The organism is Pseudomonas sp. KK4, assembly GCF_001984065.1.
Classification (GTDB): Bacteria; Pseudomonadota; Gammaproteobacteria; order Pseudomonadales; family Pseudomonadaceae; genus Aquipseudomonas.
Window position 1 is genome coordinate 1 of sequence record NZ_LYVP01000003.1, and the last position, 12,492, is coordinate 12,492.

The 12,492-nt window shown below is 61.2% G+C and carries 10 protein-coding genes and 1 pseudogene; 5 read left to right on the forward strand and 6 right to left on the reverse strand.

The window, feature by feature from the left end; translation table 11 throughout:
- A pseudogene (locus tag B0W55_RS01460) lies at positions 1-235 on the reverse strand (energy transducer TonB); the annotation flags it as partial.
- Positions 236-328: 93 nt separating this feature from the next.
- On the opposite strand from B0W55_RS01460, the gene B0W55_RS01465 reads away from it, so the two are divergent.
- Positions 329-1,111, forward strand: coding sequence for a class I SAM-dependent methyltransferase (locus B0W55_RS01465; protein ID WP_077044279.1), 783 nt, complete (start codon positions 329-331; stop codon positions 1,109-1,111).
- A gap of 117 nt (positions 1,112-1,228) precedes the next feature.
- On the opposite strand, the gene B0W55_RS01470 is transcribed toward B0W55_RS01465, so the two are convergent.
- A complete protein-coding gene (locus B0W55_RS01470) occupies positions 1,229-1,873 on the reverse strand; it encodes a TetR/AcrR family transcriptional regulator (protein ID WP_077044280.1) in 645 nt (214 codons plus the stop codon).
- Positions 1,874-1,966: 93 nt separating this feature from the next.
- On the opposite strand from B0W55_RS01470, the gene B0W55_RS01475 reads away from it, so the two are divergent.
- The 3 genes from B0W55_RS01475 to B0W55_RS01485 all read left to right on the forward strand — a co-directional run bounded on the left by B0W55_RS01475 (position 1,967) and on the right by B0W55_RS01485 (position 7,715).
- Positions 1,967-3,067 (forward strand): efflux RND transporter periplasmic adaptor subunit, encoded by a 1,101-nt coding sequence (locus B0W55_RS01475; RefSeq protein ID WP_077044281.1) that lies wholly within the window; start codon positions 1,967-1,969, stop codon positions 3,065-3,067.
- A 6-nt stretch (positions 3,068-3,073) separates the two neighbouring features.
- On the forward strand, positions 3,074-6,139 hold the full coding sequence (locus B0W55_RS01480) for an efflux RND transporter permease subunit (protein ID WP_077044282.1): 3,066 nt from the start codon (positions 3,074-3,076) through the stop codon (positions 6,137-6,139).
- A 199-nt stretch (positions 6,140-6,338) separates the two neighbouring features.
- Complete coding sequence (locus tag B0W55_RS01485; RefSeq protein ID WP_077044402.1) at positions 6,339-7,715, forward strand: Fic family protein; 1,377 nt, start codon at positions 6,339-6,341, stop codon at positions 7,713-7,715.
- Positions 7,716-7,796: 81 nt separating this feature from the next.
- Here B0W55_RS01485 and B0W55_RS01490 read toward each other — a convergent pair whose 3' ends face one another.
- From B0W55_RS01490 to plsB, 3 genes are all read right to left on the reverse strand, one after another.
- Positions 7,797-8,486 (reverse strand): DUF4197 domain-containing protein, encoded by a 690-nt coding sequence (locus B0W55_RS01490; protein ID WP_077044283.1) that lies wholly within the window; start codon positions 8,484-8,486, stop codon positions 7,797-7,799.
- 21 nt (positions 8,487-8,507) lie between these two features.
- A complete protein-coding gene (locus tag B0W55_RS01495; protein ID WP_077044284.1) occupies positions 8,508-8,906 on the reverse strand; it encodes a YbaY family lipoprotein in 399 nt (132 codons plus the stop codon).
- A gap of 121 nt (positions 8,907-9,027) precedes the next feature.
- Positions 9,028-11,529, reverse strand: a complete 2,502-nt coding sequence (gene plsB / locus B0W55_RS01500; RefSeq protein WP_077044285.1) for a glycerol-3-phosphate 1-O-acyltransferase PlsB — start codon at positions 11,527-11,529, stop codon at positions 9,028-9,030.
- 233 nt (positions 11,530-11,762) lie between these two features.
- Between plsB and B0W55_RS01505 the strand changes: the two genes are divergently transcribed.
- Positions 11,763-11,972 (forward strand): cold shock domain-containing protein, encoded by a 210-nt coding sequence (locus tag B0W55_RS01505; RefSeq protein WP_077044286.1) that lies wholly within the window; start codon positions 11,763-11,765, stop codon positions 11,970-11,972.
- A gap of 118 nt (positions 11,973-12,090) precedes the next feature.
- On the opposite strand, the gene B0W55_RS01510 is transcribed toward B0W55_RS01505, so the two are convergent.
- Entirely contained in the window at positions 12,091-12,468 is a 378-nt protein-coding gene (locus B0W55_RS01510; protein WP_077044287.1) for a hypothetical protein, read from the reverse strand.
- Between the last annotated feature and the right edge of the window lie 24 nt (positions 12,469-12,492).

The following is a 12,492-nucleotide window of genomic DNA, read 5'->3' on the forward strand; positions in this document are numbered from 1 at the left end:
GGGCAACGATGTGCGCCAGCAGGTCGCTGCCGACGGTGGGTTCGACCGGGCTTTCCAGGTCCACCGGTGGGAAGTTCAGCGATTGAGGCAGCACCTCACCCGACTGTTCGGCCAGCGCTCGGGCAAAGAAATCCTGCCAGATGTGGCTGACGCCGCTCAGTGCCTGGGTGTTTCGCAGGTTGTAGTCGCCGTAGGGCGAGATAAAACCTGTGATGGTGGGTTGAATGTCTGACATTTCTCTCGGTCGACGCTCAGCTCTGGCAAAATGCTCGTTAGTTTTGTTATCGGCCGTTTTTGCCGATCATTAATTTTTTGAGCGTGTTTTCCGATGATTGATCAGCCCGCGGCTTGCCGCATCCATGTCGAGGCCTTGAACGCGACCTTTCAGCCACAGGCCGAGCACTGGGCCGAGCGCCTGGGCCTGCCGTTGCAGGTGGATGAGGGCGAGTTTGCCTTGCAGGTGGGCGAGCAGGGCCTGCAGTTGCAACAGCTGGGTCCGGACGCGCCGGGGCCGGTGCGGGTGGATTTCGTCGAGGGCGGCGCAGCCCATCGTCGGTTGTACGGCGGTGGCAGCGGGCAGATGATCGCCAAGGCCGTTGGCATCGCCCAGGGCGTTCGTCCGCGGGTGCTGGATGCCACGGCGGGGCTGGGCAAGGATGCGTTCGTGCTGGCCAGCCTGGGGTGCGAGATGAGCCTGGTCGAGCGTCAGCCGTTGATCGGTGCCCTGCTCGAGGATGGCCTGGCCAGAGCAGCGGAGGACTTTGACGTGGCGCCGATCGTGGCGCGCATGCGGTTGCTCAAGGGCAATTCGATCGAGGTGATGCAAAACTGGGAAGGCGAGCCGCCGCAAGTGATCTACCTCGACCCGATGTTTCCGCACCGTGAGAAAACCGCGCTGGTGAAAAAGGAAATGCGCCTGTTCCGGCCGCTGGTGGGCGATGATCCGGATGCTCCGGCATTGCTCCAGGCGGCATTGGCGCTGGCCAGCCACCGGGTGGTGGTCAAGCGACCGCGCAAGGCACCGTGCATCGAAGGGCCCAAGCCGAGCCATGCGCTGGATGGCAAGTCCAGCCGGTATGACATTTATCCGAAGAGGGCGCTCAAGCCGTAAGACCGAGTTGCCCCATTCGCGAGCAAGCCCGCTCCCACATTTGATTGGTGCACGACGCAGATCAAGTGTGGGAGCGGGCTTGCTCGCGAAGGCGCCAGACCCTGCAGCCTGGATCGATTAGGCTGAACCCGGCCGATACGCCCGCATGAACAAACCCACCACCTCCCGCACATGGCTCTCGGCCGCGTCTTCGGTCAGCGGCTCGCCACAGCCATACAGCAAGCGAAAATTCGCCGCGCCCTTGAGCAGGCAGAAGAAGTGCTCCGCCGCATTGCGCGGTTTGTCGATGCTCAGCGCGCCACTCTGATCGACTTTACCCAGCAACCGCTCCATGCCGTTGAGCATGCGTTGCGGGCCGGCCTCGAAGAAGATCAGGGACAGTTTCGGGTCCTGGCTGCCCAGGGCCATGATCAAACGGTGCAGGTTCACCGATTCGTCGCTGTTGATCAGCTGATGAAAGCCCCGGGCGATGTTCAGCAGCACGGTTTCCACCGCCACCCCCTGCGGCAATTCAAAGAACAGCGTCGGCAACTGCTCTTCGCACTTGGCCACCACGGCGGCGGAGAACAGCGTCTCCTTGTCGTTGAAATGGCTGTAGACCGTCAGCTTCGACACGCCGGCCTGCGTCGCGACAGCATCCATGCTGGTGTTGGCATATCCCTTGGTCAGAAACAGCGTTTTCGCCGCGTCCAGGATGGCCTGGCGCTTGGCCAGATCCTTGGGGCGGCCTGGGCCGTTGGGTGCTGAAAGATTGTTCGGCATATGCGCTTTTATTACTGGACTGGTGAGTTTGCTATTAATAACATACTGGTCAGTATAATTATTCCAAGCACCATTGGCGAAAGGTCCTTCACCATGTTCCGCTATGCCTTGCCCCTCGCGTTGCCAGTCAGCCTGGCGTTTCTGTTGACGGCGTGCGGTCATGAAGAAGCGCCGCCCACCAGCGTGCGCCCGGCCATGGTGGTCCAGCCAGAGCCCTCGACGCAGGCAATGGAAAGCTATCCGGGCGAAGTTCGTGCGCGCTTCGAGCCCGAGCTGGCGTTCCGCATCGGCGGCAAAGTCAGCCGACGACTGGTCGAAGAGGGGCAGCGGGTCAAGGCCGATCAGCCCTTGGCCGAGCTCGATCCCCAGGACGTTCGTCTGCAATTGGAAGCCACCCGCGCCCAGGTCGCCGCCGCCGAAGCCAACCTGAACATGGTGCGTGCCGAGCGCGACCGCTATAAAACGCTGATGGAGCGTCAGCTGGTCAGCCGCTCCCAGTACGACAACGCGGAAAACCTCTACCGCTCCGGCGAAGCGCGCCTGAAGCAGATCAAAGCCGAATTCAACGTCTCTACCAACCAGGCCAGCTACGCCGTATTGCGTGCGCCTCAGGACGGCGTCGTGGCCAAGCGTGCAGTGGAAGTCGGGCAAGTGGTGGCAGCGGGTCAGACGGTATTTACCCTGGCCACCGACGGCGAGCGCGAAGTGCTGATCAGTTTGCCAGAGCAGAACTTCGGACGTTTCAAGGTCGGCCAGCCGGTCTCGGTGGAACTGTGGACGCAACCGGATCAGCGCTTCGCCGGGCGCATCCGTGAACTGTCGCCGTCCGCCGATCCGAAGTCCCGCACCTTCGCGGCGCGCATTGCCTTCACCGGTGGCAAGGTCCCGGCCGAACTCGGCCAGAGTGCCCGCGTGTTCGTGCAAACCGCAGAGGCCGTGCCGTTGTCGGTGCCCCTGTCGGCATTGACCGCCGAAAACGGCGTGACCTACGTCTGGGTCGTCAGTGCCAACAACACCCTGAAAAAGACCCCGGTGCGGGTCGGTGCCTTCGGTGAGAAAACCGTGCCGGTGCTCGAAGGGCTCAACGCCAGCGACTGGGTGGTGGCCGCCGGCGTCCATGTGCTTCTGGACGGGCAGCAGGTGCGCCCGGTGGATCGCTCCAACCGCGTGGTCAATCTGGCGGACAAGGAGTAATCCCCGATGGGCTTCAATCTTTCCGAATGGGCGTTGCGCAATCGCCAGATCGTACTGTTCCTGATGCTGTTGCTGGCCATCGTTGGCGCGCTTTCCTACACCAAGCTCGGCCAGAGCGAAGACCCGCCGTTTACCTTCAAGGCCATGGTCATCCGCACCAACTGGCCGGGGGCCACGGCCCAGGAAGTGTCGCGCCAGGTCACCGAGCGCATTGAAAAGAAACTGATGGAAACCGGCGAGTACGAACGCATCGTGTCGTTCTCCCGTCCCGGCGAATCCCAGGTCACGTTCATTGCCCGCGACTCCATGCATTCGGTGCAAATTCCGGAGCTCTGGTATCAGGTGCGCAAAAAGGTCAGCGACATTCGCCACACCTTGCCGCCGGGCATTCAGGGACCGTTCTTCAACGATGAATTCGGCACCACCTTCGGCAACATCTACGCCTTGACCGGGGACGGTTTCGACTACGCCGTGCTCAAGGATTACGCCGATCGCATCCAGATCCAGCTGCAACGGGTCAAGGATGTGGGCAAGGTTGAGCTGCTCGGTTTGCAGGACGAGAAGATCTGGATCGAGTTGTCCAACGTCAAACTTGCCACCCTCGGCTTGCCCCTGGCAGCAGTGCAACAGGCGCTTGAAGAGCAGAACGCCGTGTCCACCGCCGGCTTCTTCGAAACCAGCAGTGAGCGATTGCAGCTACGGGTGTCGGGGAATTTTCAGACAGTCGATGAGATAAAGAACTTCCCGATCCGAGTTGCCGATCGCACGTTCCGGATTTCCGACGTGGCCGAGGTGCGCCGCGGTTTCAACGATCCGCCTGCGCCGCGCATGCGCTTCATGGCCGAGGACGCCATCGGCCTGGCCGTGGCCATGAAGGACGGTGGCGACATCCTGGTGCTGGGCAAGGCCCTGGAAGTCGAATTCGCCCGCATCCAGAAAAACCTGCCGGCCGGCATGCAACTGCGTAAGGTGTCCGATCAACCGGCGGCGGTGAAAACCGGGGTCGGCGAGTTCGTCCAGGTGCTGGTCGAAGCGCTGGCGATCGTGTTGCTGGTGAGCTTTTTCTCCCTCGGCGTGCGCACCGGCATGGTCGTGGCGCTGGCGATTCCGCTGGTGCTGGCGATGACCTTTGCCGCCATGTATTACTTCGGCATCGGCCTGCACAAGATCTCCCTCGGCGCCCTGGTGCTGGCCTTGGGCTTGCTGGTGGACGACGCGATCATCGCCGTGGAAATGATGGCGATCAAAATGGAGCAGGGCTTCGACCGCATCAAGGCGGCGAGCTATGCCTGGACCAGCACCGCGTTCCCGATGCTCACCGGTACGCTGATCACCGCCGCCGGGTTCCTGCCGATCGCCACCGCGCAGTCGGGCACCGGCGAATACACCCGTTCGATCTTCCAGGTGGTGACCATCGCGCTGCTGGCGTCCTGGGTCGCGGCGGTGGTGTTCGTGCCGTACCTGGGGGAAAAACTCCTGCCGGATCTGGCGAAGATTCACGCAGCCAAACACGGTACCGATCAGCCCGATCCTTACGGTACGCCGTTTTATCAGCGAGTCCGGCGGGTGGTGGAGTGGTGTGTGCGTCGGCGCAAAACGGTGATTGCGGCGACGGTGATTCTGTTCATTGCTTCTGTAGTCCTCTTCCGATTCGTGCCGCAGCAATTTTTCCCGGCATCGGGCCGACTGGAATTGATGGTCGATCTGAAACTGGCCGAAGGCGCCTCCTTGAGCAACACCACCGAGGAGGTCAAACGCCTTGAAGCGCTGCTCAAGGACAAGGCCGGGATCGATAACTATGTGGCCTATGTGGGCACCGGTTCGCCACGTTTCTACCTGCCGCTGGACCAGCAACTGCCCGCTGCCAGCTTCGCCCAATTCGTGGTGCTGGCGAAAACCATCGAAGAGCGTGAAACCCTGCGCAGTTGGCTGATCGCCACGCTCAACGAACAATTTCCGGCCATGCGCTCGCGGGTCACGCGTCTGGAAAACGGGCCGCCCGTGGGTTATCCGGTGCAGTTCCGGGTGACCGGTGAGCACATCGAGGAAGTCCGTGCGCTGGCCCGCAAAGTCGCGGCCAAGGTGCGCGAAAACCCTCATGTGTCCAACGTGCATCTGGACTGGGAAGAGCCGAGCAAAGTCGTCTATCTGAACGTCGATCAGGACCGCGCCCGGGCGTTGGGGGTGAGCACGGCCAACCTGTCGAAGTTCTTGCAGAGCTCGCTGACCGGTTCCAGCGTCAGCCAGTACCGCGAAGACAACGAGTTGATCGAGATCCTGCTGCGCGGCACCGTGCATGAGCGCACCGAACTGTCGTTGCTGCCGAGCCTGGCGGTGCCCACCGACAATGGCCGCAGCGTCGCCCTGTCGCAGATCGCGACCCTGGAGTACGGCTTTGAAGAAGGCGTGATCTGGCACCGCAACCGCCTGCCCAACGTGACCGTTCGTGCGGACATCTACGGCAAGGAACAACCGGCGACGTTGGTGAAACAGATCCTGCCGACCCTCGACCCTATCCGTGCGGAGTTGCCGGACGGCTACCTGTTGGATGTGGGCGGCACGGTGGAGGATTCGGAGCGCGGGCAGAAGTCGGTCAACGCCGGTGTGCCGATGTTCATCGTGGTGGTGCTGACGTTGCTGATGCTGCAACTGCGCAGCTTCTCGCGCACGGCCATGGTGTTTCTGACGGCGCCGCTGGGGTTGATCGGGGTGACGCTGTTCCTGATGGTTTTCCGCCAGCCGTTCGGTTTTGTGGCGATGCTCGGGACCATCGCGCTCTCGGGGATGATCATGCGTAACTCGGTGATCCTGGTGGATCAGATCGAACAGGATATCGCAGCGGGGCTCAAGCCCTGGCAGGCGATCATCGAGGCTACGGTTCGCCGCTTCCGGCCGATCGTGCTGACCGCGCTGGCGGCGGTGTTGGCGATGATTCCGCTGTCGCGCAGCGTGTTTTTCGGGCCGATGGCGGTGGCGATCATGGGCGGGTTGATTGTGGCGACGGCGTTGACGCTGTTGTTCTTGCCGGCGTTGTATGCGGCGTGGTTCAGGGTCAGGAAGGAGCCAGTCTGATCGACCACGCCCTTCTGTAGGAGCGAACTTGTTCGCGATGGACCTCAACGATAACGCGCGCTCACTGAATGAGCGCAGTGTCCGAACGTTTTTCGTGAACAATCTCCTACGCTCATCTCGGAATCTTCCGATATTGAGCCTCACCGCATTCGAATGCTGTACTCGGGACTCGGTTTCATGAGTGTCCGAGACAATGGCAATGAAAAAACCACCAACGCTATACGGCCGGTTGGACCTGGTGTTTGATCTGCTCGGGCAGTCGCCCCACAGGGAGCGACTCGCCGATTATCTCGCTCTGCTCAAGCCCCTGGACGATCGGGGGCGCTACCTGCCTTTCACCGAATTACGCCGCCGCTGGTCGCCGGGACTGGATTCGAATCTGTGTTGGGCGCTGGTGAAGAAAGCGCGGACTGCGCAGTATTCAAGGCTTTTACCGCTGTGCGAACCCGTTCGATGGGGCAACTTTGTGCTCACGCCGCTGGCGCAGAAAGCCATTTCTGCTGTTGACCGGCAGGCGACTACGGCGGCGCTGGAATTCATGACCAGTCAGATCGGGGAGCACGCGCACTTCAGTTATTTGCTCAACGATCTGATTGAAGACGAAGCCATCAGTAGCAGTCAGCTCGAAGGCGCGGCGACCACCACACGGGTGGCCAAGGACATGCTCAGGCGTAAGCGCCTGCCGCGCACCCCGGACGAGCGAATGGTGATCGGCAATTACAAGATGATGAATTTCGCTTGGGAAAAGCGTCACGAAGCCTTGAGTGTCGAATTGATTTCAGCCATGCACCAGGCTGGTGTCGAAGGCATCGATGATGCGCAATATTCACCGGGGACATTCAGGGTCAACGATGACGTCGTTGTGCAGGATGGTGAGGGGCAAACCGTGCACACGCCGCCGCCTGCCATGGGTCTGGTGGGTCGATTGCAAAGGCTGTCGAATTGGATAAACCAGTCGCACAACGACCCGAATCACGCGGGATACCTTCACCCGTTGATCAAAGCCATCGCACTGCATTTCGCGCTGGGCTACGAGCACCCGTTTCGCGATGGTAACGGTCGTGTCGCACGGGCGCTGTTCTACTGGTTCATGTTCAAGAATGACTACTCGGCGTTTCGCTACATTGCGATCAGCGTCTTGTTGCGCAATGCGCCGGTGAAGTACGGGAGGTCTTACTTGAACACTGAAGCGGATGATCTCGATCTGACGTATTTCATCGATTTTCAATGCGCGGTCATTCTTCGGGCTGTCGGCGGATTTACCCAGGCCTATCGGAAAAGTCTGGCGTGCGCCGACCAGTTTGACCGCTGGTTAGTGGCGTCGGGGTTTTACCACCGGCTGACCGAAAAGCAGCGAGCCGTCTTTCAGGTGGCCAAGAGCGGGATGGCGAAAGAATTCACGGCAGGTAACGTGAGAGAGCATCTGGACTGCTCCTACAACACCGCCTCGGCGACGTTGAATGGCCTGGTCGAGTTGAATGTGTTCGAGAAGAGGAGGATCGGGCGTGAGTGGGTGTTCTTTCTGCGGGTTGCATCGACGGTTGATTCCCTGCCGGAGCAACGCTGTTCGCGATAGCGTCGAGTCAGTCGGCACCCATGTTGACTGACACTGCGTCATCGCGAGCAAGCTTTGCCCCCATAGCGTTTGCGCTGTCGGTCAGAGGGTGCCGAACACTTTCTTCGCCAGGCTGGTGGCGGCCGCTGCCGGGTTTTTGCGCAGGGTTTCTTCCTGTTTGCCGATCATTTCGAACAGGCCGTTCAACGCCTGTTCGGTCACGTAGCTTTCGATGTTGGCATTCTTGGTGTCGATCACGCCCATGGTCGCGGCCTGGCCGGCGAAGGCGTTGTATTGCTTGGCCAGACCGACCTGGTCGGTGGCTTGCTTGACGATCGGCAGGAACTTGGCGCGGATCTGTTCGCGGCTGGTCTTGTCCAGGTACTGGGTGGCCGAGTCGGTGCCGCCGCTGAGGATGCCCTTGGCGTCTTCGACGGTCATTTTCTTCACCGCGTCCACGAGGATCGGCTGGGCCTGGGTCACGGCGGTTTCCGCCGCTTTGTTCATGCTGGTTTCCAGTTGATCGACCTGATCGCCCATGCCGAACTGTTTCATTTTGCTGGCGACCTTGCCCAGCTTGCCCGGCAGTTCGATCTTCACGTCCGGGTTGTTGCTGAAACCGCCCGGGGTGCCCAGTTGTTTCACGGCCAGTTGCGCGCCTTGGGTCAGGGCGTCCTTGAGCCCGCCGGTGGCGTCTTTTTGCGACAGGTCGCTGAGGGACAGCGCCAGGGCGCTGGCACTGATCATCAAACCTGCGCACAGGCCGGCAAAGCGGAGGGTAGGGCGGAGCATGGCACTTCCTTTTTTCAAGAATTAACGGGCCGCGTCGACGCGGACCTTCAAAGGCTGGGGATCGGAGCCGTCCAGTCGCACGGTGTGGTTTTCGGTGGTGATGAACAGCAGGTTGCCATGGTCTTCGATGCGCGCGTTGATCGAGTAGCGGTGATTGGGCTCGATCTGGGCGGGGTCGTAGGTGAGGTGGAAGGGCAATGGCACCTGGCCTTTGACCGGTCCGCGCTGTTCGTCGATGACCTTGGCCGGGGCATCGGCCAGGGAGATGTCCTGCAGGCTGACGCTGAGGATTGCCGTCGGCGGCAGGGCGATGCGTTGCAGGTAGAACACTTCGCCATCGAGGGATGCCTTGGGTGCCGGTGTTGGGTGCTGGCAGGCGGTCAACAGCATGGCGGCTGCGATCAGGGGTAGTTTTTTCATTGGGATCTCCGTATCGAAATGTGGGAGCGGGCTTGCTCGCGAAATGGGTGTGTCAAACAACATAAATGTTGAATTTTAGACCGCTTTCGCGAGCAAGCCCGCTCCCACATTGGGTTTTGCGTCAGGCCTCGGGGGATGCGGCGGGCTGATCCGCCGCATCTTCGCTGCAGTGCAACGCCACCTGGCGGATCGACAAGCGAATCTCCGCCGGCAATACCCGTTTGGCTGCGCCTTCGGCCAGTTCGCCCAGCAGTTCGTGATAACCCAACTTGCCGGCCTCGTCGCGCTTGAGCACCTCGAGATTGAGCATGGTCTGGATGAAATGGCGGAACAGGCTCTTGTCGAAGAACTCCGGTGCGTTCAGGCCATGCAGGATCGACAGGCGCTGGGCCATGACCGTGCACAGGTCTTCCAGTTCTTCGGCGCTGATGCTGTTCTGCCCGCTGTTGAGCAGCAGGGAAACGGTCATGTAGAAGCGCTGCAGGGTTTGGGCGATGCTTTTCGACAGCAGGGTCAACAGCACGAAATGCCGTGAGCTTGGCGCCGGACGCAGGTAGACGTCGTTCTCGAAGCGCAGCAGGCCCTGTTCGACGAACGCCTCCAGCCATTGATCGATCACCCCGTCCAGCTCATCCAGCGACCAGCGAATGAACAGCTCCGACTGCAGGTACGGATACAGCGCCCGGGTGTAGCGCAGGATCTGCTCGCGGCTCATGCGCGAGGCGCTCTGGAAGAAGCTCGCCAGCAGCGACGGCAGGGCGAAGATGTGCAGCACGTTGTTGCGGTAGTAGGTCATCAGGACGGCGTTCTGTTCGTCCAGATAGAGAATCTTGCCCAGGGCATCGCTCTGCTCGGACAGCAGGTCCATGTCCTTCACATGTTCGATCAGCGCGCGGCCGTCACCTTCCGGCAGCGTGGTGTGCGGCGAATAAGGGACTTTGCGCAGCAACGCCAGGTACAGGTCCAGCACGCGCGCCATGGCGCGATCGTCCAGGGCCAGGCGGCTGGTGGACAGCAGCGCCAGGGCCACCAGGTTGACCGGGTTGATCGCCGCCGCTTCGTTCAGGTGCTGGGCCACCTTGTCGCCCAGGCGATTGGTGGTTTCGTTGAGCCAGGCCGGTTTGAACTGCGGGCCGAGTTCCTGTTTGCGCCAGTCCGGCTGTTCGCCGTCGAGGAATTGCGCCAGCTTGATCGGCTCACCGAAGTTCACCGCCACCTGGCCGAAGCGCTGCTTGAGGGCGCCGATGACTTTGAAAATGTCGAAGATCGATTCTTTCTTCTTGGTGGCGCCGCGCAGTTCGCCCAGATACGTGCGACCTTCCAGTACCCGCTCATAGCCGATGTACACCGGCACGAACACGATCGGCATCCGCGAGGAACGCAGGAAGCTGCGCAGGGTGATCGCCAGCATCCCGGTTTTCGGTTGCAGCATGCGCCCGGTGCGCGAACGGCCGCCCTCGACGAAGTACTCCACCGGGAAGCCCTTGGTGAACAGGGTGTGCAGGTATTCGTTGAACACCGAGGTATAGAGCGGGTTGCCCTTGAAGGTACGGCGCATGAAAAACGCGCCACCGCGACGCAGCAGGCCGCCGATCACCGGCATGTTCAGGTTGATCCCGGCGGCAATGTGCGGCGGGGTCAGGCCGTTGCGGAACAGCAGGTAGGACAGCAGCAGGTAGTCGATGTGGCTGCGGTGGCAGGGCACGTAGATCACTTCGTGACCTTGGGCGACCTTTTGCACACCCTCGATGTTGTTGACCTTGATGCCGTCGTAGATCTTGTTCCAGAACCAGCTCAGCACCACTTCCAGGAAGCGGATGGCGGTGTAGGTGTAGTCCGAGGCGATCTCGTTGCCGTAGCGCAGGGCCTGGGCCTTGGCTTTTTCCGGGAAGATCTTTTCGCGCTCGGCTTCGTCGAGGATCGCCTGCTTGACCAGGGGCTGATTGACCAGGCCCTTGACCAGGTTGCGACGGTGGGAAATGTCCGGGCCGATCACCGCGGCTTTCAGGTTGCGAAAGTGCACCCGCAGGATGCGCTGGGCCATGCGCACGGTGCGCTCGTGGCCCTTGTTGTGCTCGATCAGCTCGCGCAGGTGGATCGGCGCGGAAAACTGCACCCGGGTCTTGCGCCCCAGCACGATGATGCTCAACAGGCGACGCAGGCGGCCGGTGACGGCCCAGCTGTCGGCGAACAGCAGCTTCCACGGGCTCGATTCACTGTCCGGCGACTGGCCCCAGAACACGCTGACCGGAATGATCTGCGCGTCTTCGGCGGCGTTCTGGCTCAGGGCGCTGACCAGGCGGGTCAGGGTCGGCGGTGCGCCGCGTTTGTCCTGGCGGCCGAGCCAGTCCGGGTCCGGCGTGAGGTAGTAGAACGCGGCGGGTTCCAGCAGGTTGCCCACCGAGACCGGCAGCACCGGGCGCGGCAGGCCGGCCTTGGTGCATTCGGTGTCGACTACGGCCAGGTCGGTCAGGGAAGGGTTTTGCAGGACGTAGAACACCGGACGACTGCGGTCGAGGTTGAGGGTGAACGACGACTGGTTGATCGTCTCCGAGCGAACCCAGAGGTACAGCAGTCGGCGCAAGGTGCCAAACACAAGACGGCGGAGCGGGGAACGGGTCATACGGCTTCTGCGTGAGTGAGTAAAACCGAGCAAATGCTCGGGCGGTCGATAGTGTGCCGGATTCGTCGAAAATCGGCAAAAAAGCGCACAAGTAAACTCCTGTTGAGAGTTTTAGTGCCTGGCATATACTCGGCGAGCCCGCACTGGCCATACAGTGGCACTTTACGTGCAAGCAAAATTCCGAGGCTTTCCCGCGAAAAGCCCGATCAATAATAAAAAAGGAGTATGAACAGATGGCAACACGTGAAACCGGCAGCGTGAAGTGGTTCAACGACGCCAAGGGCTACGGCTTTATCCAGCGCGAAGACGGGGTGGACGTGTTCGTGCACTACCGCGCGATTCGCGGTGAGGGGCACCGCTCGCTGACTGAAGGCCAGCAGGTCGAGTACGCGGTGGTGGAAGGGCAGAAGGGGTTGCAGGCTGAGGATGTTGTAGGTCTGTAATCACACAAAACCACTGTGGGAGCGGGCTTGCTCGCCAAAGCGGTGTATCAGTCATATCAACGTTGACTGATACACCGCTTTCGCGAGCAAGCCCGCTCCCACATTGGATCGACGTCGTTTATGCCGTTTTCCAGGTAATCTCTTCTTCACCATCGGAGCTGATGCGAATCCAGCGATCGGCCGTCTCCTCGCCTTCTTCCTCGACCCAACTGCCCGGTGCGCAACGCACTTCGACGTTCAGTGCGGCAAATGCGGCGCGGGCGCAGGCGATGTCGTCTTCCCACGGGGTCTGGTCGCTTTCCAGGTACAGGCTGTTCCATTTTCCTACAGCCTTGGGCAACCAGGTCACTGGCACGCTGCCGGCCTTGCACTTGTAGGTCTGGCCCTTCTGGACCCAGTCGGTGCACGGACCCAGCGCGGCGCCGAGCCAGGCGGCAACGGCCTTGTGGTCGACGTCGGCGTCTTTCAGGTAAATCTCGATATCGGGCTGGCGCATGGATGTCCTCACTGCGTGTCTGAA

Coding starts and splice junctions, on each gene's coding strand:
- B0W55_RS01465 (WP_077044279.1), top strand. CDS start 329: ATGATTGATCAGCCCGCGGCTTGCCGCATCCATGTCGAGGCCTTGAAC.
- B0W55_RS01470 (WP_077044280.1), bottom strand. CDS start 1,873: ATGCCGAACAATCTTTCAGCACCCAACGGCCCAGGCCGCCCCAAGGAT.
- B0W55_RS01475 (WP_077044281.1), top strand. CDS start 1,967: ATGTTCCGCTATGCCTTGCCCCTCGCGTTGCCAGTCAGCCTGGCGTTT.
- B0W55_RS01480 (WP_077044282.1), top strand. CDS start 3,074: ATGGGCTTCAATCTTTCCGAATGGGCGTTGCGCAATCGCCAGATCGTA.
- B0W55_RS01485 (WP_077044402.1), top strand. CDS start 6,339: ATGAAAAAACCACCAACGCTATACGGCCGGTTGGACCTGGTGTTTGAT.
- B0W55_RS01490 (WP_077044283.1), bottom strand. CDS start 8,486: ATGCTCCGCCCTACCCTCCGCTTTGCCGGCCTGTGCGCAGGTTTGATG.
- B0W55_RS01495 (WP_077044284.1), bottom strand. CDS start 8,906: ATGAAAAAACTACCCCTGATCGCAGCCGCCATGCTGTTGACCGCCTGC.
- plsB (WP_077044285.1), bottom strand. CDS start 11,529: ATGACCCGTTCCCCGCTCCGCCGTCTTGTGTTTGGCACCTTGCGCCGA.
- B0W55_RS01505 (WP_077044286.1), top strand. CDS start 11,763: ATGGCAACACGTGAAACCGGCAGCGTGAAGTGGTTCAACGACGCCAAG.
- B0W55_RS01510 (WP_077044287.1), bottom strand. CDS start 12,468: ATGCGCCAGCCCGATATCGAGATTTACCTGAAAGACGCCGACGTCGAC.